This is a genomic window from Nocardia sp. NPDC051832 (assembly GCF_040681285.1).
Classification (GTDB): Bacteria; Actinomycetota; Actinomycetes; order Mycobacteriales; family Mycobacteriaceae; genus Nocardia.
In genome coordinates this window covers 357191-380053 of the sequence record NZ_JBFAYL010000006.1, presented here as the reverse complement: position 1 = coordinate 380053, position 22863 = coordinate 357191, and the positions used below count along the sequence as shown (strand labels likewise).

The window sequence follows — 22863 nt, the reverse complement described above, 5'->3', positions numbered from 1 at the left end:
CTAAACTGGGCGGTGCGTCGCCGCCGTGCGGGAGAGTCCTGGTCTCAATTCGAGGCTGGGCGCCGAAGGAGCAGCACCTCCCCGTCAATCTCTCAGGCAACAGGGACCGTACGGGCTTCGGCGCCTCTGGAAAGTGGTGGTCGTGCTTTATCCGAAGCACCTCACCCGCCCATGGGGAAAGGGACGACCACTCCCGAATCTCTCAGGCTCCAACGACAGAGGGGGAGGGCCCTTGTCGACCGCACCCGTCGACCCGCCCCGACCTTGGAGCCGCCGTGATTCCCACCCGTACCTTCGCCGACCGCCATATCGGTCCTGATCAGGGCGAACTCGCCAAGATTCTGCCCGTCGTCGGCGTGGGCACCCTGGACGAGCTGGCCGGTCGCGCCGTGCCCGCGAGCATTCTCGACGAGATCGCCGCCAACGGCCTGGACGCCTTGCCGCCGGCCGTCTCCGAGCACGAGGCGCTGGCCGAGCTGGCCGCGCTGGCGCATTCGAACACCGTGGCCACCACCATGATCGGGCTCGGCTACTACGACACCCTCACCCCGCCCGTGCTGGTGCGCAACTTGCTGGAGAACCCGGCCTGGTACACGGCGTACACGCCGTATCAGCCGGAGATCTCGCAGGGCCGCCTGGAGGCGCTGCTCAACTTCCAGACCATGGTGTCGGAGCTGACCGGCATGGAGGTCGCCAACGCGTCCATGCTGGACGAGGCGACCGCCGCGGCCGAGGCGATGACGCTGTTGCAGCGGGCCAACCGCAAGTCCAAGTCGGTGCGGCTGCTGGTCGACACCGATCTGTTCCCACAGACCCGGACCGTGCTCGAGACTCGGGCCGAGCCGCTGGGCATCGAGATCGTCGCGGCCGACCTGTCCGCGGGCGCGCTGCCGGACGGGGATTTCTTCGGTGTGCTGTTGCAGCAGCCGGGCGCCTCGGGCCGGATCATCGACGCCGGACCGGTGATCGACGCCGCGCACGAGCGGGGCGCACTGGTCGGGGTCGGCGCGGATCTGCTGGCGATGACGCTGATCACCCCGCCCGGCGAGCAGGGCGCCGACGTCTGTTTCGGCACCACCCAGCGTTTCGGTGTGCCGCTCGGGTTCGGCGGGCCGCACGCCGGTTATCTGGCGGTGCATTCCGCGCACGCGCGGCAGCTGCCGGGCCGCCTGGTCGGCGTCTCCGTCGACGCCGACGGCAACACCGCCTACCGGCTCGCGCTGCAAACCCGTGAGCAGCACATCCGCCGGGAGAAGGCGACCTCCAACATCTGTACCGCACAGGTGCTGCTGGCCATCGTGGCCGCCATGTACGCCTCCTATCACGGTCCGGAGGGGCTGCGGAACATCGCGCGCCGGGTGCACGGGCACGCGCAGTGGCTGGCCGCCGGGCTCGGCGACGCCGTCGTGCATCAGAGCTTCTTCGACACCGTGCTGGTCAAGGTTCCGGCCGGCGCGGAGGCCATCGTGGCCAAGGCGAAGGGCGCGGGCATCAACCTGCGCCTGGTCGACGCCGACCACGTCGCGATCGCCTGCGACGAGGTGACCACCGACGGTCATGTCGTGGCCGTGCTGGACTGCTTCGGCGCCGAGGTGCCGGTCGGGCCGGAAGGCGCGCTGTTCCACGGCAAGCCGCGCCCGCATATCGAGAACCGCGCCTCGGAGTTCCTGACCGCGCCGGCCTTCACCCGCTACCACACCGAGACCGCCATGCTGCGGTACCTGCGTTCGCTGTCGGACAAGGATATCGCCTTGGACCGCAGCATGATTCCGCTCGGCTCGTGCACCATGAAGCTCAACGCCACCGCCGAGATGGAGCCCATCACCTGGCCCGGTTTCAGCCGGGTGCACCCGTACGCGCCCGTCGAGGACGCTCCCGGCCTGCGCAAGTTGATCGCGGACCTGGAGGGGTGGCTGTGCGACGTCACCGGCTACGACCGGGTCTCGTTGCAGCCCAACGCCGGTAGCCAGGGGGAGTACGCGGGCCTGCTCGCGATCCGCCGCTACCACCTGGATCGCGGTGATACGCACCGGGATACCTGCCTGATTCCGTCCAGCGCGCACGGCACCAACGCCGCCTCCGCCGCGATGGTGGGCATGCGGGTGGAGGTCGTGAAGTGCCGGGAGAACGGCGATATCGACCTCGACGACCTGCGCGCCAAGATCGCCGACCACGCCGAGCGGCTGGCCTGCATCATGATCACCTACCCGTCCACGCACGGCGTGTACGAGCACGAGGTCGCCGAACTGTGCGCCCTGGTGCACGAGGCCGGCGGGCAGGTCTACGTCGACGGCGCGAACCTCAATGCCCTTGTCGGCCTGGCCCGTCCGGGCAAGTTCGGCGGCGACGTCAGCCACCTGAACCTGCACAAGACCTTCTGCATCCCGCACGGCGGCGGCGGCCCCGGCGTCGGTCCCGTCGCGGTGCGCGAGCACCTGGCCCGGTACCTGCCCGGCAATCCGCTGGAGGCCGGTTCGCACGCGGTGTCGGCGGCCGAATTCGGTTCCGCCTCAATCCTTCCCATCACCTGGGCCTACATCCGGATGATGGGTGCGGACGGCCTGCGCCGCGCCACCCTCACCGCCATCGCCTCGGCCAACTACATCGCCCGCCGTCTCGACGAGCACTTCCCGGTGCTCTACACCGGCGACAACGGCATGGTCGCGCACGAATGCATCCTCGATCTGCGCGAGATCACCAAGCGTACCGGCGTCACCGTCGACGATGTGGCTAAGCGCTTGGCCGACTACGGTTTCCACGCGCCGACCATGAGCTTCCCGGTCGCGGGCACGCTGATGGTGGAGCCCACCGAGTCGGAGAACCTGGAGGAGATCGACGCCTTCTGCGACGCCATGATCGCGATCAAGGCCGAGATCGACCAGGTCGCCGCCGGTGTCTGGCCGATCGAGGACAACCCGCTGCGCGGCGCGCCGCACACCGCGGAATGTCTTGTGGGCGAATGGAATCACCCCTACAGCCGGGAGACCGCGGTGTACCCGCGCGGCGTCGGCCACGCCCGCGCCAAGGTCTGGCCGTCTGTGCGCCGCATCGACGGCGCCTACGGCGACCGCAACCTCGTCTGCTCCTGCCCGCCGCTGGAAGACTACGCGGACTGAGCAGTCCGGTCCGTCCCGCATTACCGCGGGGCGGACCGCCACGATCCGGCGGCGCGGCCGCGAATATCGCTGCGCGGCTATGGATAACAGTGCGGGCACGGGGCGGGCCCGTCATGATTGCCAGCATGAGTTCCGGCCCACTGCCATCCGCGCCCGATCCGGACGAGTCGCCGCGCCGGTCGCAACGGGCTCGGTCGGCGGCCGCCCGGATTTTCGGCTGGGCGGGCTGGGCCAAGCTCGGGCGCGCGATCGCCGGAGTCGCCGCGGTGGGCGTGGCCGTCGCCGCCGTGTCCGGGCTCTGGTTCACCGGCCAATCACTCGACGCCACTCGCGGCCAGTATCGGCTGGCCGAACAAAGCCAGGTCACCGAGAGATTCAGCGGCGCGATCGACAACCTGGGATCCGACAAACTCGACGTCAGGCTCGGCGGGATATTCCTGCTCGAGCGACTCGCGCGTGACTCCCCGGCGGATCAGGGCACCGTCATCGACGTCCTCGCCGCGTTCCTCCGCACGCACAGCCCCTATTCCTCGTGCCCGCCACCCGGCACAGTGGTCGACGGGACCGACCCCGAGCAGCGGCTGCCGGTTGACCTCCAGGCCGCGGTCACGGTGATCGGCCGGCGCGACACGGATCGCGACGACGGGCTCGAGGTCGATCTGGTGCGTACCTGCCTCGCCGGAGCGCGGCTCGGCGGCGCCCGCCTGGCCAACGCGAACCTGTCGGGCGGCAACCTCTCGGGCGCGCAGATGCAAAGCGCCGCATTGACTTCCGCGGCCATGGTCAACACTGATCTGTCCGGGGCGTGGCTGGCCGTGGCGAACCTGCGCGGCGCGCAGCTGAGCGGTGCCCGCGTGGTCGCGGCGAACCTGTCCCGCGCGGACCTGACCAATGCCGTCCTGGTGGGTGCGAGTCTGACTCGCGCGAACCTGCCCGCCGCGAACCTGACCGGCGCCCACTTGAACGGTGCGGATCTGACCGGGGCGAACCTGGCAGATGCCGACCTCACCGATGCTCAGCTGGACCGGGCGAAGCTGGATGGAATCTTCTACAGTCAGAAAACGGTGTGGCCCAGGGGGTTCACGCCGCCAGCGAGTCGCGCAAGCCCGTAAACCACGCCGACTGGGGAATTCAGAGGATTCCGGCGCGGGCCGCGGCCAGGGCGGCGTCAGCGGACTTGCGGGCGTCCTCGGGGGTCGGGGGTTCGTGGGTGACGAAGATTCGGTAGTAGATCGGGGCGAGGGCGAAGCGGATCAGTTCGTCGCCGTCGACGGAGCCGGCGAGTTCTCCGCGTTGCACCGCGCGGTCGACGATCACCAGGGACTGGTGGCGGCGGGCGGCGATGAAGGACTGCAAGGCGGTGGCGGCGGCGGGGTTCTGCATGCCCGCGAGGATGAAGGCGCAGCCGACGGCGCCGCCCTGCGGGCTGGCGAAACCGGCGCGGACGGCTTCGGTGAGGGCGCGCAGGTCACCGCCGACGGTGCCGGTGTCGGGGATCGGGATGGGTTCGGTGGCGGCCAGTTCCAGCGCGTCGGCGACCAGTCCCTCCGGGCTGCCCCAGCGGCGATAGATCGAGGTCTTGTGCACGCCCGAGCGTTTGGCCACGTTTTCGACCGTCAGGCCTTGGTAGCCACGCTGGGTCACCTCTACCAGCGTTGCCTGCCGCACCGCGTCCCGAACGCGCGCACTACGGCCACCAGGACGACGCTGGGTCTCCACAAACAAACTCCCGCTCGAAATCTGAACACTAATTGAAGGTTTAATCCTTCGTTCGTGGCAATTGTCGCTCCCCAGTCGTGGTATGGCGAAATCGGGGTTACGGCGTGGTGAGCGCCTGCACCATCGCGGTGCCGAAGCTGAGGTCGTTGGAGGTGGCGAGCTTGGTGTAGGTGCCCCCGGTTTGCTGGGCGAGGGCTTGCAGGGTTTGGGTGCCCGCCCCGCCGATCACGATGATATCGATGCGCACCGGCTTGGATTTATCGATCGCGGCGGTGAGGTCGGCGAGCAGTTTCTGGCCGGTGACCGTGGAATCGTCGTCCGGTCCGTCTGTGACCAGCAGGATCGAATTGGTCTTGCCCGCCACATAATTGGTGACGGCGTTGCGGTAGGCCGCGAGCAGCGTCGGGTAGGCCTGGTCGGTGCGGGATTCGGCCGCCTCGACATCGCCGAGCGCGGTGTTGACGGCGGCGCGGTGGTCGTCGGTGAGCGCCTTGGTCGGGGTCAGCACGTCGTACGGAGTGGTTCCGTCGAGGTTCTTGGCGAACGCCCAGACACCGAGACCGAAATCGGGCGGCATCACGTTCATGGTCGACTTCAGCGCGCCGATCACGGTGGCGAGGCGGGTGGCCGAGCCGTCGATGGTCGACATGGACGACGAGGTGTCGAGCAGGACCGTGGATTGCACGCCGAGCACGGGGTTGTCGAGGGTGGCGCGCACTTTCTCCAGCGCGGTCCGGGTCGCGCCGGGACCGGTTGCGGGCGGCGCGGCGGCGAATCCGGCCGAAGTGAAGAACTGTGCTTGCTCCGGCGCGCGCAGGTACTCGGCGAAGACGCTGGCGATGAGGTTCTGGGTCTGATCGACCCACGCGCCCGACATCAATGCGGCCGGATGATCGGCCACCGGCGCGGAGCCCACCGGGCGGTAGATGGCTACCCCGGCGTGTGCCCGCACTTGCTGTTCGGTGGCGGCGACCGCGTGGATCGCCGCCTTCGCGGGTTGCGGCGCGGCGATCGTGGTGAGGGCGGCCGCGGTGTCGGCGTCGGGCGCGCCGGCGGCGAGCCCGGAGACGGCCGACACGACCTGACCGGTCTGCGCGGCCTGCTCGGTGAGCGGGTCGGTGCCCGAGGTCGCCGCGGCGACGGCGGTGGCGACGGCCAGGGTGGCGTCGCCGGCGGGCAGCGCCAGTTTCAGGCCCGCCCAGTTCGGCAGACCGATCGTGCTGAGCGAACCCTGTTGCAGGCGTGGCAGATCCGCCCACGTGGTCTCGGACTTCTCGAGCGCTAGACGGAGGTCTTCGGGGACGGCGAGCACGATCGGGCTGGCCGCGATGGACGCCGGATCGCCCTCGATCAGACCGGGAACTCGCGCGGCCTCGATGGCGCGCGAGGAACTCGGAATCCACAGCGCGGGCTGCGGCCCGAGCACGCCGTTCCAGGCCCCGCCCGCGGTCAATCCGGCCACCATGTCGGCCGACGGGCGCGCGGTCACCACGACTTTCGCGCAGTGATCACGCACCTGTGGTTTCGCGGCGTTGTACTGGCCGGCGATGGCGCGCACCGGCGCTTCGAGGTCCGGATCTACGGTGACGAACAACGTGGCGTCACCCTCGACGCACTCCGAGGCCGCGGCGGTATTCTCCTGCGCGGCTCTGTCACTTAGCTGAAACCACGCGAAGACCGCCCCGGCCAGCAACAACACGGCCACCACTGCGATAACCGGACCTTTGCTGACGCCCCGGGATCTGGTTCCGCTGCGATGAGTGCCCACGGCGCACAGTCTATGGTCACCTCCGCTTTACTGGGCGACCGGTCAGCCCGAGCGCGGGCGGCACACGGACTGCCGTCATGCACTCGGTGCATGACGGCAGCCCATGCCTGACGCGGGACGTCTTCGTGCTGGTCGCTCGCCATGGTCGGCGAGCGGCTCACTCGCGGATCATGCGCCCGCGGTCGAACTCGTGCCCGCCCCAGACGCCGGATTGTCCGGTCTCGGCGGCGAATTCACCACAGGCCACCCGGATCGGGCAGCCGGCGCAGATGCCGCGCGCGTACTCGAAGTCCTCCGACGGGTACGGGAACCAGGCGTCGTGGTTGGCGTCGCCGCGGCAGGCGGCCCGATGCCAGTCCCGGGTGTCCGAGAGTGGGAGCAGGTCCGCCAGGGTCGGTTCGGTGACGTCGTTGGCCGTACGTCTCAGCTCGGTTCGGACTGTCATGGTCCTTGCTCCTTTCTCCGATCTCCGGCCTGGTCAGGCAGTGGCCAGGGTCTTCCAGATCTGACGTTGACGCTTGGCCAGGTGGTTCGGCGCCTTCGGTACCCACAGCAGCCGCATGCCCGCTTCTTCCGGCGTGCGGTCGGCCTTGACCGAGTTGCACGGGGCGCAGCAGGCGATGAGGTTGCTCCAGGTGTTCGGGCCACCCCGGCTGCGCGGCCGGATGTGGTCCACGGTGCGGGCCCACGCGGCGCAGTAGCCGCACCGGTGGTCGTCGCGGCGCAGCACGCCGGCCAGGGTGGCGCGGCTTTCGTCGTGCACCAGCGCGGTGTGCTGGATATAGATGTATCGCCGCAGCCGAATCGTTTCCGGCAGTGGGATTTCCAGTTGCTTGGAGCGGATCGGGAACTGCGGTTCGCGGTCGGCGACGGATTCGGCGGCCCCGCTCATCAGCAGCACTACGGCACGGTCGGCGCTGATCTCGTCGAGCGCCTCGAAAGAGGCGTTCAAGACCAGTACCGGAGTGTGTATCCAATTGTCTGCGGTCAACGCCGCCGGAGCGGCACGTCGGAACGGCATGGGGCTCACCATGTTTCATGAAGAATGGGACGAATTCGGAGAATGCGGCGGCCCTTGCGGGAGCGGCTGCGGTGGGATGGGGCGGGTCTAGCGACCGGCCTGGAGGAGGACGGGGCTGGGATCACTGATCCGCTGTCCACACATGCCGATCAAGGGCGTATTCGCCGAATTCTTCATCTCGTGCGGTTGCACAGGCCGTCTCCTCCTTCCTTGATCATCGTCTGATTCCATGGTGGCACACAGCACCCACCGTTGTCGGCTCATTTATTTCGCCGACCGGTAGGTGCTGTTTCGAATTCTCTTGTAGATCAGGCCTTTTCCAGCACCGCGGCGCCGAAGGAGACGTTGAACCGGTCGCACCAGATAGAGACGCTGGTGTACTTCGACAGGTCCGCGTCCGCCGGAATGGGGTAGTTCTGGCTGCCCTTATTGCCTTTCAACCCGCCCAGGTCGAGGTGTGCGCCGTCATCGAAGACGCCCCAGCCGTCGCGGCCCTCGAGCACCGGCGCGTCGGTGAGCCAGACGTGCAGGGCGGGCCCGTCGGAAGTGTCGAGATTCTCCAGGCGCAGCACCCGGCTGCCGTCGGGCAGTTTCAGAATGACCAAGCTGCCCGTGGTGCTGTGCTCATGCGAGATGAACCGGCCGCTGGACAGCGGGACCGGCAGCTGCGGCACGGCGCCCGGATCGGTGCCGAGGACCGCAGTGGGGGCGTCCTCGACGACGGTGGTGTCGGTGACCAGCTTCCACGGTTGGAAGAAGGCCAGACCGGCGCCCACCACGACGACGAGCACCGCCGCGACCGCGAGCACGATCTTCTTCTGAGGTTTTCTCCTCGCGAAGGCCATACCCTATTCAACCGCGTGGCGGCCGCACACGCCTAATAGTTGTCAGCCCAGCGGCGTCTGACCGAGCGCTACCCGTCCGGTGAACTGAAGCTGCTTGGCGCGCGGCAGCGGATGGAACTGGCCGCCGTGGATATCGCGGTAGTACATCTCCAGGGCGCAGGTCCGGGAGTAACCGAGGCCGCCGACGGTCTCGATGGCCAGGCGCACCGTCTCGATCAGCTTGTCGGCGGCGACGGTCTTGCGGCTCAGGGTGCGCGCGGCGTACTCGTCGGTATTGGCGAAGGTCAGGTTCGCCGAGCCGTGGAACATCGCCTCGATCGTGTCCCCGGCGGTGGTGTAGGCGTTCATCATCTCGCCGGCCAGCTGGTAGACGTGCGCGTCGGTGCGCCCGCGCACCAGGCCGGTCGCGAGTTCGACCGCGCTGTCGGCGATTCCGAGGTAGGCCGCCATGACCAGCGGCAGCGCCGCGCCGATCACGACATTGAGCAGTGGCGGCCAGACGTCGGCCGGGCGGGCCAGTGAAATCGCGGCGTCGGGTACGAAGACGTCCTCGAGCACCACGGTGTGCGAGCCGCTGGCACGCAGACCCAGCGTGTTCCAGGTCTTCTCGATCCGGACACCGGGCGCGGCCAGCGGGATGGCACAGTGCAGCGCCTGCGCGCCGCCGGGCGCGTCGTCCCAGCGGAAGCTGGTCACCAGCACGGTGCCGACCTCGCAGCCGCTGGCGGGGGCCTTGCGGGCGTGCACCCGGTATCCGCCGTCGACGCGCACCGCGCGCCCGTTGGAGCCGACCCAGTCCGAGGCGCCGGTGCTCACCAGGATCGCCCCGGCCGCCACCTTCCCGAACACCGCGGTCGCGTCCTGCCCGTGGTTGTGCCGCCACACCTGCGTCGCGACCAGATGCGAATGCATCGCGAAGGCGACCGCGGTGGCGGGATCGTGGCGGCCCAATTCCCGCAGCGCCGCGCCCATCTCGGCGTGCGTGGCCCCGCCGCCCCCGAACTCCACGGGCACCAGCGCCGCGGACAGCCCGGTCGCCCGCAGCTGCTCGAAGGCGGCGGCATTGATCTCGCCGCTGCGGTCGCGGTCGGCGACCTCGGCGCGCAGTGTCGCACCGACGGAACGGGCGAGGGTGACCCAGTCGGTGGCGGTACGGGAATCAGCAGCAGTAGTTGTCGTCATGCCCGAGAGCTACGACCGGGTCGCGGCGCCGGTTCAGCCGCGCGAGCGCCGCGGCGCAGATTCACCCCTAGGGTGGGCTCGTTCGCACCCCGCGCCGAAATCGTCCTGAGCCAATATCCTTCTCCGCGTGCACATCACGATGACCGCGGTGAACGCGGACACGCTGGCGGCCGCGGTCGCGGACCCGCAAGGGGCCGCGACGCTGGCCGAGGAATCGAGCGAACTCGACTATCACCTGTCTGTCGACGACGCCTGGCACGGCGTCCAGTATCTGCTGGACGCCGCCGAGGTCGAGGTCTCTTTCCGTCCCGAGGACTTGTCCGCGTACGCGATCGGCACGGCCGGAGTGTTCGGCATCCCCGACGACCGGGCCGCCGTGATCGAATCCCTTTTGCGGGCAACGCCGTTCGACGACCTGGCCGCCGATTTCGATGGCACGGAGCTACCGGACATCGATCCCGACATCACGCTGGACGATCCGGACGCACTCGCGCTGCGGGCCATCGACGAACTGGTTCGCTACCAGCTCTGCCATGAACTCCTGCTGGAGTTCTTCGCCGATGCCACCGCCGCGCGCTGCGCCGTCATCCTGAGCTATTCCAGCTAGTCAGAGGTTGCCGACGGTGTGTTCGAGCCGTTGCGCCACCAACTCCCGGGCCGCGTCGCGCAGGGTGGGGCGGAAGCCGGAGGGGTAGACCGGGTCGCCCGGGGTGTAGGTCTTGAGGACCTCCTTGGCGAGGGTGATCTTGTGGACCTCGGTGGGGCCGTCGGCGATCGCCATGATCTGGGCGTAGTTCATCATGTCGACGAAGGGCAGATCGGTGCTGACGCCGATGGCGCCGTGCAGGTGCATGGCGCGCTGAGCGATGTCGTGCATGACCTTCGGCATCGCGACCTTGATGGCGGCGATGTCGTGGCGGACCTTGCGGTAGTCCTGTTCCTTGTCGATGCGCCAGGCGGTGCGCAGCACGAGCAGACGGAACTGCTCCATCTCGATCCAGGCCTCGGCGATCTTCTCCTGGGTCATCTGCAGGCCGCCGAGCACGCCCTTGCGCATGGGCCGCGAGACCGCGCGCTCACACATCATGTCGAAAGCCTTGCGCACCATGGCGACCGTGCGCATGGCGTGATGGACCCGGCCGCCGCCGAGGCGGGTCTGGGCGACGATGAAGCCGAGGCCCTCCGCGCCGAGCAGCGCGTCGGCGGGCACCCGGACATCGGTGAACCGCAGGTGGCCCTCGTTGTCGGAGAAGCCGGGCACCGTGAAGTTCCGGACGATCTCCAGGCCGGGGGTGCCGGCGGGGACGATGAACATCGACAGCCGCTGGTGCGGGGCGGCGTCCGGATCGGTGACCACCATGACGATATGGAAGGAGGCGAATTCGGCGGCGGAGTTGAACCACTTCTCGCCGTTGATGACCCATTCGTCGCCGTCACGGACCGCGCGGGTCCGGAACGCGGTCGGGTCCGAACCGCCGGTGGGTTCGGTCATGACGTAGCAGGAGCCGATCTCGCCGTCGAGCAAGGGCTGTAGGTAGGTCGCCTTCTGCTCGGGGGTGCCGAAGTGGGCGAGGATCTCGGCGTTACCGGAATCGGGCGCCTGACAACCGAACACCAGCGGGGCCCACTTCGAGGTGCCGATCACCTCGTTGAGCAGCGCCAGCTTGACCTGGCCGTAGCCGGGACCGCCGAGCTCGGGGCCGAGGTGGCAGGCCCACAGGCCCTGCTCCTTGACCTTCTCCTGCAACGGCCGCATGAGCGCCCGGACCTCCGGGTTCTTGCGGTCATAGGGTTCGGGGTAGATCAGATCGAGGGGTTCCACCTCGGTCTTGACGAACTCCGCGACCCAGTCGAGCTTCTGCTGGTACTCCGGGTCGGTGTCGAAATCCCAAGCCATGATCAACCTTTCATTGAGGTACTACTGCGTAGATTCCGTGGTGATGCCGTCGAGGAAGGTGGTGGCGAGCAGGTCGGCGATCTCGCCGGGGGAGTGGTTGCCGTCCGGGCGGTACCAGACGGTGATCATGTTCAGCATGCCGAGCAGGCTGTTGGTGATCACGTGGTCGGCGGTGCGCAGGAGCCCGGCGGCGTAGCCGTCGTCGAGTACTCGTTGCCAGCAGTCCTGCACGTCGTCGCGCAGGTCTTGGAGTTGGGTGGCGCGTTCGCCGGTCAACGCGGTGACATCGCGCAACTGGATCGCGACTTCCCGCCGGTGCGCGATGATCAAGGCCACATAGGACTGAATCAGCTTGTGCAGCTTGGTGATCGGATCATGTCCGCTGGCGGCGATCTGCTCGGCGTCGTCGCGCATCAGCTGGATGTAGTCGCGCAGGATCTCCCACAGCAGCTCCTCCTTCGAGCCGATGTGGTAGTACAGCGCGCCCCGCTGCACGTCGGCGCGATCGCCGATCTCGGCGACGCCGGTGCCGTGAAAACCCTTGTCCGCGAACAGCTCGACGGCCGCGCGGACGATCCGCTCACGGGTGTCACCGGCGGAACTGTGGGCCGCCGGCGGCCGGCCGCGGCGGCGAGCGGGCGTGCCGGAGCCCGCCGCGACCGGGCCGCCACGCTGTCTCGGTGCGCCCGAGTCGTCGCCGTTGCGCGCTGCCGCGGTCATTGCCACGGGTCCAGGACGATCTTGCTGACGCCGTCGGCGCGGTCGGCGAACATGGTGTAGGCCGCCGCACCATCGGACATCGGCATCCGGTGGGTGACCGCGACTTCGGGCCGCAGCCGCCCCGCGGCGGCGAGCCGCAGCAGCGCTGGAAGTTCGTACTGGATCGAGCACAGCCCGATATGGAATTCGAGCTCTTTCACCTGTGCCAGCGGCATATTGATCGGGTAGGCCGGGTTCTGGCTGACCCCGATCACGCTGACCCGCCCGCGCGGCCGGACCGCGCTCATCGCCAGTTTGATGGTGGCATCCGCGCCGACCGCCTCGATCGCGACTTCCGCACCGCCGTCCAGCATCTCGCGAATAGCGGCCTTGGGATCCGCGGACTCGACCGGCTCGGCCCCGAGTTCGGCGGCCCGCGCCCGGCGTTCGGCGACCAGGTCCACGCCGAGCACGCGCGCGGCCCCCATCGCGAACGCCGACTGCACCGCCATCAGTCCCACCGGCCCCAGGCCGATCACCACGACGTGATCGCCCGGGGCGATCCGCGCCCGGCGTGCGCCGTACCAGGCGGTGGGCGCGTTGTCGGTGAGCACGATCGCGGCCTCGTCGCTGATCGAATCCGGCAGGCGGACAAGGTTTCCGGAGGCGTGCGGCACGGCGAGATACTGTGCCTGCGCACCGGCGAGCGAACCGCCGAGCCCGTAGCAGACATCGACGGGGAGGGGATGGCGCGCACACGCGGCGACCAAGCCCTGACGGCAATTCCGGCACTGGTCGCAGCCTGCGGACGCGGAGACGAGCACGCGGTCACCGACCTCGAATCCGTGCGCGTCCGGCCCGATTTCGACGATCTCGCCCACGGCCTCGTGCCCGACGCCGTAGCCGGTGCCCTGGACGAATCCGTGCCCGCTGTAGATATGCAGATCGCTGCCGCAGATTCCGGCGGCGGTGACCCGCACGATCGCGCCATCGGAGCCGGGCAGCTTCGGATCGGCGACCTCGCTGAACGAGATCTGCCGCGGTCCTTCGTAAGTGAGCGCCTTCATCGCCATCCTCCATCGAGCGTGAGCGTGGAACCGGTACAGAACGCGGATGCCTCGGTCGCGAAATACAGTGCGGCGCCGACGATATCGGCGGGCTGACCGATCCGGCCGAGGGCGTTGTGGCCGCTCATGTAGGTGACCATCTCCTCGGTCCAAGCCTTGGCGATATCGGTCGCGAACGGCCCGCACTGAATAGCGTTGACCCGCACCTTCGGGCCGTAGGTCTGGGCCAGCCCGGCGGTCAGATTGTTCAGTGCCGCCTTGGCCGCCGCGTACGGCACCGCCATGGGTTCCGGGTGGCTGGCCTCGATCGAGGAGATATTGACGATCCGCCCGCCCGCACCGGCCGCCATCCGGGATCCGATCAGGGCCGAGAGCCGGAACGGCCCTTTGAGATTCACGCCGATGATCTTGTCGAACATGGCCTCGGTGACCTCGGTCAAGCTCGGGTACAGCAGCGACATGCCCGCGTTGTTGATCAGCACGTCGACCTGGCCGAATTCCGCGTACGCGGTCTCGACGAGCGCGCCGCACTGCTCCCAGTCGCTGACATTGCAGGCGACCGGCAGCGCTCGCCGTCCGTAGGTCGCCTTGACCTCCTCGGCGAGTGCGGCGCAGCCGTCGAGCTTGCGGCTCGCGATCACCACGTCCGCGCCCGCGGCGGCGCAGGCCAGCACCATCTCCCGCCCGAGTCCCCGGCTGCCGCCGGTCACCAGCACGACTTGATCCAGCAACGGTTGGTCCGGCATTCAGCCTCCTGCGCCACATAATGTTCCGATCAGTACATTAAATCGGGCGCGAGCTAGAATCAAGAGGTTGACCGGCCTCCCGGAACAGATTGCTGGCTGTTTGTGTTGACCCGACGCGCGGAGCAGCGTCTACCGACGGGTAACATTACGAGCGTCTTATTTAAACCGGTTCTTCTCGACAAGTGAGGCATGAGATGACAGAGCGGATTCAGGTCGGTGGCCTTCAGGTGGCCAGTGTTCTCCACGATTTCGTCGAGAATGAGGCGCTTCCCGGCACCGGCGTAGATTCCGCGGCGTTCTGGGCGGGCGCCGAGCAGGTCATCAACGATCTCGCGCCGCGCAACCGCGCCCTGCTGGCCGAGCGCGACGAGATCCAGGCCAAGCTCGACGCGTGGCACGCCGCGAACCCGGGCACCGGCTACGACAAGGCCGCCTACAAGACGTTCCTGACCGAGATCGGCTACCTGCGCCCCGAGCCGGCCGCGTTCCAGATCTCCACCCAGAACGTCGACGACGAGATCGCCGTGCAGGCCGGCCCGCAGCTGGTGGTGCCGGTGATGAACGCGCGCTTCGCGATCAACGCCGCCAACGCGCGCTGGGGCTCGCTCTACGACGCGCTGTACGGCACCGACGCCATCTCCGAGGACAACGGGGCGGAGAAGGGCACCGGCTACAACAAGGTGCGCGGCGACAAGGTCATCGAGTGGGGCCGTAACTTCCTCGACGACGTCGCCACCCTGATCACCAGCTCGCACCTGGGCTCCACCAGCTACACCATCGTCGACGACGAGCTCGAGGTCGGCCTGGAAGACGGCACCACCATCGGCCTGGCCGATCCGTCGCTGCTGGTCGGCTACCTCGGCGATCCGGCCTCGCCCACCTCGATCCTGCTCAAGCACAACGGTCTGCACATCGAGATCCAGATCGATCCGTCCTCGCCGATCGGGTCCACCGACACCGCCGGCGTCAAGGACATCGTGCTGGAGTCCGCGGTCACCACGATCATGGACTTCGAGGACTCGGTCGCCGCCGTCGACGCCGAAGACAAGACCGTCTGCTACCGCAACTGGCTGGGCCTGATGAAGGGCAACCTGGCCGAAGAGGTGTCCAAGGGCGGCAAGACCTTCACCCGCACCATGAACCCGGACCGTGTCTACACCGCGCTGGACGGCTCCGAGCTCGTGCTGCACGGCCGTTCGCTGCTGTTTGTGCGCAACGTGGGTCACCTGATGACCTCCGACGCGATCATCGACGCCGAAGGCAACGAGGTGCCCGAGGGCATCATGGACGGCCTGATCACCTCGCTGATCGCCAAGCATGCGCTGAACGGTGACACCGAGCTGAAGAACACCCGCACCGGCTCGGTCTACATCGTGAAGCCGAAGATGCACGGCCCCGACGAGGTCGCCTTCACCAACGAGCTGTTCGGCCGCATCGAAGAGGTCATCGGCGTGCCCGCCAACACCCTCAAGGTCGGCATCATGGACGAGGAGCGCCGCACCACGGTGAACCTGAAGGCGTGCATCAACGCTGCGTCCGAGCGCGTCGTGTTCATCAACACCGGCTTCCTGGACCGCACCGGCGACGAGATCCACACCTCCATGGAGGCCGGGCCGATGGTCCGCAAGGCCGACATGAAGTCGCAGCAGTGGATTTCGTCCTACGAGGACTGGAACGTCGACACCGGCCTGGCTACCGGCCTGCCCGGCAAGGCGCAGATCGGCAAGGGCATGTGGGCCATGCCCGACCTGATGGCCGACATGCTCGTCCAGAAGATCGGCCACCCGAAGGCCGGCGCCAACACCGCCTGGGTCCCCTCGCCGACCGCCGCCACCCTGCACGCCACCCACTACCACCAGGTGGACGTGTTCAAGCAGCAGGCGCAGCTCGCCAAGGCCGGCCCCCGCGCCACCGTCGACCAGATCCTGGAGATCCCGCTCGCGCAGGACACCAACTGGACCGCGGAGGAGAAGCAGCAGGAGCTGGACAACAACTCCCAGGGCATCCTGGGCTACGTCGTCCGCTGGATCGACCAGGGCGTCGGCTGCTCCAAGGTCCCCGACATCCGCGACGTCGGCCTCATGGAAGACCGTGCCACCCTGCGCATCTCCAGCCAGCAGGTCGCCAACTGGCTGCGCCACGGCGTCGTCACCGAAGCCGAGGTCCTCGCCAGCCTCCAGCGCATGGCCCCGGTCGTCGACCAGCAGAACGCCGGCGACGCGAACTACCGCCCGCTGTCCCCGGACTTCGCCGGTAGCATCGCGTTCCAGGCGGCCAAGGAACTGGTGCTGGAAGGCACCAAGCAGCCCAATGGCTACACCGAGCCGATCCTGCACCGGCGCCGGCGTGAGGCCAAGGCCGCCAGCAAGTGAGTGATGTTCAGTGATTGAAAAGTAGCTCCTGGCAGCTCTTTTCGACTCGAGGCCCCGTACTGGAGACATCCGGTGCGGGGCCTTTCCATCACTGGAGATCAGCTCGAATACCGGCCTGTCACGCTCAAAACGGTCACATACCCGGGTACGCGGCCGTGCTGCCTACCGGGGCATATGTGCGACTCGCGGCTGCCTCGGCGCGGCTGGATCAGCCGACGACGAGAAACCAGGGGCAGCGACCTCGTAATCCATCTGCAGGCCAGTCATTTACCGCGTACGAAGGAGTGGAGTCGAGATCGCCTCTCCGGAAGGCGGCAGCATCGGCGTGATCGATTCCGTCGCACCTCACAATGGACGAACGAGAGGCTCTAAGAGCAGCTGACGAGATCTTCGCAGCGAACCCGGTGACGGTGGGGCCGACCGACTAGACCGCAGCAGGTAGCGATCGAGAACGGCTACGGCTCAGCACATCCTGTAGCCGACGAGCGAGCGGCCTGTCGTTTCGGGAAAGCTGCTCAGCTACCGGGTGTGCCACCGCTGCTCGATTGCTTTACGAGCCATCGTCCATGCTGCCTCGAATTCCGCGGCCGATATCTGGTCGAGGGCGCCGACCTCGACCAGTCCCAATCTTCAGCGCTGCCCTCCGCGAGCACACCGTATTTACGTTCGTACGCCTGAACTTCAGCGATTCCCCCGTGGTGGCGTGCGCATATCACCTCTGCAAGCGACGCGGCCGTGAGTGCGGAGCTCGAATTCCGCCTGTGCCGCTCGGCTTCACAACGGTTCGACCACGACATATCCTTGGGCGGCTTGTAGTTAGGAGACACGGTGGGGACATTACGAAGCGGCCGGGGCTGGATCCCGGCCTTGATGGTTCTGCTGGTCGCGGGGTGCACGGTGACCGATCCGAACGTCCAGCCCTCGACGTCGGCACTGTCGTCCGCCGTCACGACGCCGTCCGCTCCCGCGGAGGTCGCGGTCAAGAAGGGCGACTGCCTCGACGACATCCCGACCGGCTTCGCCGTCGTCCAATGTAGTGACCCCACAGCGGATTACGTGCTGCTCGAGAACCTCCCCGGCGCCACCTCCGACTGCTGGCAGGTGCCCGGCGTGCACATGCAGTATCGCCATAAGGACGCCGCGGGAGCCACAATCGGCGTGTTCTGCGCCGGGGACGTAGGCGCCGATCCGGCCGCCGGCATCAATATCGCCCAAGTGGGCGACTGCGTAGCGGTCGGCACCGGGAAACGCGGCCGGAAAGCACCCTGCACCGAGCCGGGCGCATTCCGTGTCCTGGCCCGGTTCGAGAAGGTCGCCGCGACGCGCGACACCTGCCAGGGCATCCCGGCGGCGACCAAGGTGCAAGGTGTGCGGTTGAAAAGAGAGGCAGCCCAGAGCAACCCGGACAACGTCTTCGACGCCGTATTCTGCCTCGCCCCGGCACGATGAGCCTCAGCGCGGGACGAGAGCTGCCACACCCCTCACATCGTCAGCGCCCATGGAGTGATGCGGACACACGATGCCTGCATCAATGACGTGGGACAAGGTCTGATAGTCCATTGCTACGGCCGCGCAACATTCGCCTCGCAGCCGATCTTGGTCGGCGACTGCATCTCTCGAACTTCACGGAGCGTGACGGTCGAACCCACCGGCACCGACAGTTGCCGTGTGCACTACCGGGCCGGTATCGACTTCTCACGGTGAGCCTGTCCGCTCTCCGGTTTCATCCCCGACTATCTCGGCAAGGCGATCCGACCCGCCCTGGAGCACATGGGCGCCATCGCAGTCGGAAACGCCAACGCGACGACGTTTGTGAGTGGCACATGGTGGTGGGCCCACTCGCGCGTTGCCGCAGCCATGTGCCGCTCGTCGGCACTATCAGCCCTACGCACGAAAATGCGGCTTATACGGCGGTTTCGTGACCTACTGATCATGGTGGCCCAGCATCGCCTTTTCGTGCGATGACCTGATCGAGCGTCAGTATTTCTAGGAAGACAGGTGCGTCCTTTCGTACTTGCTGGGCGTCGAGTTGTGCGAGTTTCTCCTCGGCCGCGGCAAGACTGACGGAATGACCTTCGATCTCACCGAGCCAGCCCTCACGTTCGGACTCGGCGATGCGGTCCCGAAGGTTGTCGCGGATCACGACCAGCCGGGGCCGCTCGCTCGGGGAAACGATGAGAACGGGGGCATCGGAGGCAAGCTTCTCTGAACTACTGGCAGGGCTGGTGACGTGCGAAAAGTATTGCTTGCGATGCTTTCTCTTCCGGGGCGAGGAGCAGGTGAGCCTCGACCTTGAATCCGGCATCACGCAGCCAGGTCGTCATGAGGTCGGGCTGTCGATGGTGGACATGGACGTTCATCGGGTGACCGCCATAGCCTTGGGTCTTCAACTGCGACTCGTTGCCGACGTGGAACAGTAATTGCAGAGTTCCGCCGGGCCGCAGTATTCGATGAAAGCGTCTCAGCACGGCCGGGACCTCGTCGTCGGGGATGTGGATCAACGACTGCCAGGCCAGCAGGCCGGCCATCGAGGCTGCCGGGAAGTCCAGCTCCGTCATAGAACCCACTTCGAACCGCAGGCCGGGGTGGTCACGCCGAGCCGTCTCGATCATCCCGGGGGAGAGATCGACGCCGAAGGCATCGACACCCAGCTCGTGCAGGTAGGCGGTGATGTGTCCGGGACCGCATCCGACATCGGCGACGAGCCCGCCACTGTCGGCCCGCACGCTGTCGGCGAACAATGCCAGAGCCGCACGGAGGTATGGGTGTCCAGCCAGGGCATCGCGCACCTGGTCGGCATAGCTCGACGCGACTGTGTCGTAGGAGATTCGGGTATCGGTCAACCAGTCGTCCGCGCTCATCATCGGCAGGGTAGTCGGTGATCACCAATCGCCATCGACCGACGCTGCGGCGGCTATCTCGGCGAGCCGTTCGCGGGCGCGTAGTCGACGCGCAGGCTCGTGGTTCGTCAACCTCATCCAGTTGCCTGCCGACATGTTCTGGTTCGCGTTCACGGTGTGGCTGGTCGCGTTTTCCGGCGCGGGAGTCGCATGGGGACGGCGCGTCGTTTACCGGGCCGATCGCTGGGTCGCGGACACGCTGGGCCTGGAAACCATGAATCACGCGCTGGTGGTGGCGCGCCGGGTTCGCTACCAGCGACGCGGCCTGTTCGGAATGTATATGAACCTATTCATCCCAGCCGAAGCCAAACGCACGGACGCGATCTCCTGTTTCGCACTCGGCTCGACCGAACTGCGGTCGCCGACACGCTGCGCGGGCTTCCCCGCCGCGCTGGCGCCCGATGTGACTGTCGTCGCTCGACGGTTGCCGCAGGCCAGGATGCCGTTGATCCGGAACGGTGATCGAAAAGTAGCTCCTGGCAGCTCTTTTCGACTCGAGGCCCCGCACCGGAGAATCCAGCGCGGGGCCTCTGCCATGAGTGGGGATCAGCTCGAATAGTGGGCGATGCCTGTGGCCGGTGTCTCCGTAACTTCCTCGAGAGGATCACCGATGGGTTGATAGAACGGTGAGATCTTGAAACGGAAGGAAGCCGATGAGGCAAACAATTCCCGTGACTGGCGCGCTGCTACGCCGCACCCTGGCTGGCGCACTGATTGCCGCGGCGATCGGGGCGCCGAGCGCGGTGACGGCGAGTGCCGAGGCAACGCCGACTGGGGATGGCGGCTTCTGCATCGATGAGAAGACGCGCGTGCGCAACGGGTTACGTGTCGCTGACCCCAGTTGCGTTCATGACCACAGCCGCTTCCACAATCACGAGCGCTTCCATATTCCGCCAGCGCGTTCTTGAACCGGCTAGCTCCCGACGGCAGGGGGTCGGGGCAGCTGGATGTCGCAACACACGCTGATACCGCCTGTTCTGCGGATCTCGCCGGCTATGTGCCTGGCTAAGCTGGATCGATGGCTCGCTATGTGATTGATGCGCGGACGCTGCTGCATTTGGTTGATCGCGGGCTTCGCCTCGATCCGGATCACCAACTGGTCGCGCCGAACTCGATCAGGTCAGCGGCGCTGCAATTGCTGCTGCGTGAGGTCCGCGCGGGCAGGCGGTCCGAAGAGGCTGCGCTGCGGGCTCACGAGCGAATGACTCAGATCAAGATCCGGCTGCTCGGGGACCGGGTGTCGCGTCGTGTCGCGTGGCAGCTCGCTCGTGAGCACGACTGGGAAAGTCTCGGAGACGCCGAATATTTGGCGGTTGCTCGATTGCAGGCCGATGCCCTGGTGACAGTTGACGCGAGTTTCGCGGCTATGGCCCGCGACGTCGTGGCGGTCGCAACCGTCGAAGACCTACTTGCTCCGGAGTAGTCGACGCCATTGATAGGGTCACTCGCAAGTGATCATCTAGGGGGAAGTATGCAGCAGTACGGACAAGGTTGGGCACCGCAAGGTCCTGGCGCACCCTATCCCAATGCTCCTGTCCAGCAAGGTGGTTGGGCGCCCCCGCCAGCGTATCCACCCCAGTATGGAATGCCGCCGCATCCCGGCGGGCCGCGGCGGAACTCGAATGCCTCGATCTGGATCATCGTCGGTGTCCTGGTAGTCGCCCTGATTGCTACTGTGGCGTTGTTCGCCGTTCGGAAGAGCAGCACTTCCAGCAGCGGCGGGACCGATCTGGACAAGATGCGTAATGCGTTCCCTGGACTGGTGCAGCCAGACGGACCGACCGAACTGGGTTCTTCCGGAGCGGGATACGACGGACATCGCTGTGGCTACAAATACGCACCTACCGGTGCCACATTGGAGGCACCTCGAAACGGTTCGCTGAACCTCGGCCCCTGGGTTACGGCCTGGGATTGCTACGGCGTCACGGGCAAACCGACGTATGCGGTGCTGGCCTATCGGGACCAGTCCGACGTAAGCCGAGTCGTCGAAGGCCTTCCGCCCAACACCAAGGGTTTCGCTGCCGAGTACAACTCCTACCGATGGCAGACGCCGGACTCGGCGTCGCCGGTCCAGTATTGGAAGGTAGAGGCTTTTCGCTCCGCAGAGCGGTCCCGGTACCTGATCGTCGCGCAGGACACCTTCGTGCCGAAATCTACGTCGCAGAACAGGGATATCCATGCATTCGACCGCTGGTGCGTAGCAATGCCGCTGTAGTCCACCAGTTCTGACGCAAGGATGTAGCAGCCTGCCGGCAGTGCGATGAGCGCTATGCCCGATGAATCGATGGCGTGAAAATCGATGGCTGGCCAACTGGTGTGGTCGCTGGGAGGGTGGAGGGCAGCGGAAATCACAAAGGGGAGGCGATATTCGAACGATTGCCGCTCGCAGACAGTGCGATTCCGGGTGGCGACCAAGGATTCCCACGATCCTGTGCGCACTCGCTGTGGCGGCACCGACGAGCCAGGCCCAGCCGGCGGATCCGGGCTCCCCGGAGGACGGGAAAGCACCGGGCCCTCCGGCCTCGGAGACCGATGCCGGGCCGGGCGAGGCCGCAGCACGGCAAGAAGTCAAGATCTCCGTCGAGGACGGTGGATACTTCTCCGGCACAGTGTATTTCGCTGCTGCGGGACAGAACCACGGCGGATTCGTCTTCAACGGCACGACTCACGACACGACGGACAATGATCAAGAGGTCTATCTGGAAGTGGCGGTAGAGGGGTACTCGCCCAACGAATTCCGCAATCCGGTCGACAAGAACAAGAACTGGAACAAGGTTGTGTGGGATCCCCAGGCGATCCGGACCGAACACGCCGAGATGCGGATCTGCAACTCGGATCTCGCATGGGACACCTGCAGTGAGTGGCGTGCTTTCAACCGTTGACGAGTGTGCCATCGAGCCCCGCGGCTGATCGCGTTCAGCCGGTCGGCGAACACTGAGATTCAGTTGTCCGAGTTTTGTTGGTCGGCCTGGTCGCCGAGCGCGACCAAGACCTCGCGCAGGGCGTCGGCTGCGGCACGAGCCGTGCCGTCCGGCACGGCTTGGAGCAGTGCGGCCTGAGCTCGGCCCGCTGCCTTTACGGCCGCCTCGGCGTCCGTCACGCCTTGCGGCGTGAGGCTGACCCAGGAGCTGCGGGCGTCGAACGGGTCGGGCTCTCGGTCGATCCGCTTCGCGGCGGCAAGGCGCCGCAACAGATTGCTCGTGCCGCCCGAGGTCAGCAGGAGACGTTGCGACAATTCGGTGGGGCGCAACCGATAGGGCTTGCCGGTGGCACGCAGCACGGCCAGGATCTCGTACTCCGCCTTGGTAAGCCCGAGGCGGGCCAGCTCGGCCTCGACCCGCTCGCCGAGCAGAGCGGACAGCCGCGCGGCTCGCTTGCTGAGCTCCAGCTCCAAGCCGGCCACTTCGGGCAGCTCCTTGCGCCAAGCCTCGGCGATGACGTCGACGATATCCCTGCTCACAAGGTCATCCTACCCGGAGACTTGCACCAAGAAAGCTTTTGACATACCTTTTAGAAAAGCTTTCTATGGAG

22 protein-coding genes and 1 riboswitch are annotated in these 22863 nt (G+C 67.0%); of the genes, 9 read left to right on the top strand and 13 right to left on the bottom strand.

Annotation, left to right across the window (positions count from 1 at the left end; genetic code table 11):
• Nucleotides 1-18: 18 nt before the first annotated feature.
• Nucleotides 19-119: riboswitch (glycine riboswitch) on the top strand.
• Nucleotides 120-275: 156 nt separating this feature from the next.
• Both gcvP and AB0M14_RS34015 read left to right on the top strand, forming a co-directional pair.
• Nucleotides 276-3116, top strand: a complete 2841-nt coding sequence (gene gcvP, locus AB0M14_RS34020) for an aminomethyl-transferring glycine dehydrogenase (RefSeq protein WP_365002955.1) — start codon at nt 276-278, stop codon at nt 3114-3116.
• A 125-nt stretch (nt 3117-3241) separates the two neighbouring features.
• The gene (locus tag AB0M14_RS34015) at nt 3242-4228 is read left to right on the top strand and encodes a pentapeptide repeat-containing protein (protein WP_365002952.1); all 987 of its coding nucleotides are present in this window, start codon (nt 3242-3244) and stop codon (nt 4226-4228) included.
• 19 nt (nt 4229-4247) lie between these two features.
• Here AB0M14_RS34015 and AB0M14_RS34010 read toward each other — a convergent pair whose 3' ends face one another.
• The 6 genes from AB0M14_RS34010 to AB0M14_RS33985 all read right to left on the bottom strand — a co-directional run bounded on the left by AB0M14_RS34010 (nt 4248) and on the right by AB0M14_RS33985 (nt 9651).
• Nucleotides 4248-4784 (bottom strand): TetR/AcrR family transcriptional regulator, encoded by a 537-nt coding sequence (locus AB0M14_RS34010; protein WP_365003044.1) that lies wholly within the window; start codon nt 4782-4784, stop codon nt 4248-4250.
• Between the two features lie 148 nt (nt 4785-4932).
• Nucleotides 4933-6603: a VWA domain-containing protein gene (locus tag AB0M14_RS34005; RefSeq protein WP_365002949.1), complete on the bottom strand. Its 1671-nt coding sequence runs from the start codon at nt 6601-6603 to the stop codon at nt 4933-4935.
• 157 nt (nt 6604-6760) lie between these two features.
• The gene (locus AB0M14_RS34000) at nt 6761-7048 is read right to left on the bottom strand and encodes a WhiB family transcriptional regulator (protein WP_365002947.1); all 288 of its coding nucleotides are present in this window, start codon (nt 7046-7048) and stop codon (nt 6761-6763) included.
• Between the two features lie 33 nt (nt 7049-7081).
• A complete protein-coding gene (locus AB0M14_RS33995; protein ID WP_365002945.1) occupies nt 7082-7624 on the bottom strand; it encodes an HNH endonuclease in 543 nt (180 codons plus the stop codon).
• 308 nt (nt 7625-7932) lie between these two features.
• Nucleotides 7933-8469: a DM13 domain-containing protein gene (locus tag AB0M14_RS33990; protein ID WP_365002942.1), complete on the bottom strand. Its 537-nt coding sequence runs from the start codon at nt 8467-8469 to the stop codon at nt 7933-7935.
• A gap of 42 nt (nt 8470-8511) precedes the next feature.
• On the bottom strand, nt 8512-9651 hold the full coding sequence (locus tag AB0M14_RS33985; RefSeq protein ID WP_365002939.1) for an acyl-CoA dehydrogenase family protein: 1140 nt from the start codon (nt 9649-9651) through the stop codon (nt 8512-8514).
• A 127-nt stretch (nt 9652-9778) separates the two neighbouring features.
• Here AB0M14_RS33985 and AB0M14_RS33980 point away from each other — a divergent pair, with 127 nt between their 5' ends.
• Entirely contained in the window at nt 9779-10258 is a 480-nt protein-coding gene (locus AB0M14_RS33980) for a DUF1877 family protein (protein WP_365002936.1), read from the top strand.
• On the opposite strand, the gene AB0M14_RS33975 is transcribed toward AB0M14_RS33980, so the two are convergent.
• From AB0M14_RS33975 to AB0M14_RS33960, 4 genes are read right to left on the bottom strand one after another with little or no spacing between them, the layout of a single operon-like run.
• Entirely contained in the window at nt 10259-11548 is a 1290-nt protein-coding gene (locus AB0M14_RS33975; protein WP_365002933.1) for an acyl-CoA dehydrogenase family protein, read from the bottom strand. It lies immediately after the preceding gene.
• A gap of 21 nt (nt 11549-11569) precedes the next feature.
• Nucleotides 11570-12268, bottom strand: coding sequence for a TetR/AcrR family transcriptional regulator (locus tag AB0M14_RS33970; protein WP_365002930.1), 699 nt, complete (start codon nt 12266-12268; stop codon nt 11570-11572).
• A complete protein-coding gene (locus tag AB0M14_RS33965) occupies nt 12265-13314 on the bottom strand; it encodes an alcohol dehydrogenase catalytic domain-containing protein (protein ID WP_365002928.1) in 1050 nt (349 codons plus the stop codon). Before AB0M14_RS33965 ends, AB0M14_RS33970 begins: the two co-directional genes overlap by 4 nt.
• Nucleotides 13311-14060: a glucose 1-dehydrogenase gene (locus AB0M14_RS33960; RefSeq protein ID WP_365002926.1), complete on the bottom strand. Its 750-nt coding sequence runs from the start codon at nt 14058-14060 to the stop codon at nt 13311-13313. Before AB0M14_RS33960 ends, AB0M14_RS33965 begins: the two co-directional genes overlap by 4 nt.
• A 194-nt stretch (nt 14061-14254) precedes the next feature.
• On the opposite strand from AB0M14_RS33960, the gene AB0M14_RS33955 reads away from it, so the two are divergent.
• A complete protein-coding gene (locus AB0M14_RS33955; protein WP_365002923.1) occupies nt 14255-16432 on the top strand; it encodes a malate synthase G in 2178 nt (725 codons plus the stop codon).
• 828 nt (nt 16433-17260) lie between these two features.
• On the top strand, nt 17261-17881 hold the full coding sequence (locus AB0M14_RS33950) for a hypothetical protein (protein ID WP_365002920.1): 621 nt from the start codon (nt 17261-17263) through the stop codon (nt 17879-17881).
• 481 nt (nt 17882-18362) lie between these two features.
• On the opposite strand, the gene AB0M14_RS33945 is transcribed toward AB0M14_RS33950, so the two are convergent.
• Both AB0M14_RS33945 and AB0M14_RS33940 read right to left on the bottom strand, forming a co-directional pair.
• Complete coding sequence (locus tag AB0M14_RS33945) at nt 18363-18575, bottom strand: hypothetical protein (RefSeq protein WP_365002917.1); 213 nt, start codon at nt 18573-18575, stop codon at nt 18363-18365.
• A 67-nt stretch (nt 18576-18642) separates the two neighbouring features.
• Entirely contained in the window at nt 18643-19293 is a 651-nt protein-coding gene (locus AB0M14_RS33940; protein WP_365002914.1) for a class I SAM-dependent methyltransferase, read from the bottom strand.
• Nucleotides 19294-19414: 121 nt separating this feature from the next.
• Here AB0M14_RS33940 and AB0M14_RS33935 point away from each other — a divergent pair, with 121 nt between their 5' ends.
• From AB0M14_RS33935 to AB0M14_RS33920, 4 genes are all read left to right on the top strand, one after another.
• Nucleotides 19415-19891 (top strand): hypothetical protein, encoded by a 477-nt coding sequence (locus AB0M14_RS33935; protein ID WP_365002911.1) that lies wholly within the window; start codon nt 19415-19417, stop codon nt 19889-19891.
• A 459-nt stretch (nt 19892-20350) separates the two neighbouring features.
• Entirely contained in the window at nt 20351-20755 is a 405-nt protein-coding gene (locus tag AB0M14_RS33930; protein WP_365002908.1) for a hypothetical protein, read from the top strand.
• A gap of 162 nt (nt 20756-20917) precedes the next feature.
• Nucleotides 20918-21547, top strand: coding sequence for a hypothetical protein (locus tag AB0M14_RS33925; RefSeq protein ID WP_365002905.1), 630 nt, complete (start codon nt 20918-20920; stop codon nt 21545-21547).
• Nucleotides 21548-21776: 229 nt separating this feature from the next.
• The gene (locus AB0M14_RS33920; RefSeq protein WP_365002902.1) at nt 21777-22214 is read left to right on the top strand and encodes a hypothetical protein; all 438 of its coding nucleotides are present in this window, start codon (nt 21777-21779) and stop codon (nt 22212-22214) included.
• A 59-nt stretch (nt 22215-22273) separates the two neighbouring features.
• On the opposite strand, the gene AB0M14_RS33915 is transcribed toward AB0M14_RS33920, so the two are convergent.
• Nucleotides 22274-22792: a MarR family transcriptional regulator gene (locus AB0M14_RS33915; RefSeq protein WP_365002899.1), complete on the bottom strand. Its 519-nt coding sequence runs from the start codon at nt 22790-22792 to the stop codon at nt 22274-22276.
• Nucleotides 22793-22863: the final 71 nt, after the last annotated feature.

Bases quoted from the DNA above. Each gene is read 5' to 3' on its own strand.
- AB0M14_RS34015 (WP_365002952.1), top strand. From the start codon at position 3,242: ATGAGTTCCGGCCCACTGCCATCCGCGCCCGATCCGGACGAGTCGCCG.
- AB0M14_RS34000 (WP_365002947.1), bottom strand. From the start codon at position 7,048: ATGACAGTCCGAACCGAGCTGAGACGTACGGCCAACGACGTCACCGAA.
- AB0M14_RS33995 (WP_365002945.1), bottom strand. From the start codon at position 7,624: ATGCCGTTCCGACGTGCCGCTCCGGCGGCGTTGACCGCAGACAATTGG.
- AB0M14_RS33990 (WP_365002942.1), bottom strand. From the start codon at position 8,469: ATGGCCTTCGCGAGGAGAAAACCTCAGAAGAAGATCGTGCTCGCGGTC.
- AB0M14_RS33985 (WP_365002939.1), bottom strand. From the start codon at position 9,651: ATGACGACAACTACTGCTGCTGATTCCCGTACCGCCACCGACTGGGTC.
- AB0M14_RS33975 (WP_365002933.1), bottom strand. From the start codon at position 11,548: ATGGCTTGGGATTTCGACACCGACCCGGAGTACCAGCAGAAGCTCGAC.
- AB0M14_RS33970 (WP_365002930.1), bottom strand. From the start codon at position 12,268: ATGACCGCGGCAGCGCGCAACGGCGACGACTCGGGCGCACCGAGACAG.
- AB0M14_RS33965 (WP_365002928.1), bottom strand. From the start codon at position 13,314: ATGAAGGCGCTCACTTACGAAGGACCGCGGCAGATCTCGTTCAGCGAG.
- AB0M14_RS33960 (WP_365002926.1), bottom strand. From the start codon at position 14,060: ATGCCGGACCAACCGTTGCTGGATCAAGTCGTGCTGGTGACCGGCGGC.
- AB0M14_RS33955 (WP_365002923.1), top strand. From the start codon at position 14,255: ATGACAGAGCGGATTCAGGTCGGTGGCCTTCAGGTGGCCAGTGTTCTC.
- AB0M14_RS33940 (WP_365002914.1), bottom strand. From the start codon at position 19,293: ATGAGCGCGGACGACTGGTTGACCGATACCCGAATCTCCTACGACACA.
- AB0M14_RS33930 (WP_365002908.1), top strand. From the start codon at position 20,351: ATGGCTCGCTATGTGATTGATGCGCGGACGCTGCTGCATTTGGTTGAT.
- AB0M14_RS33925 (WP_365002905.1), top strand. From the start codon at position 20,918: ATGCCGCCGCATCCCGGCGGGCCGCGGCGGAACTCGAATGCCTCGATC.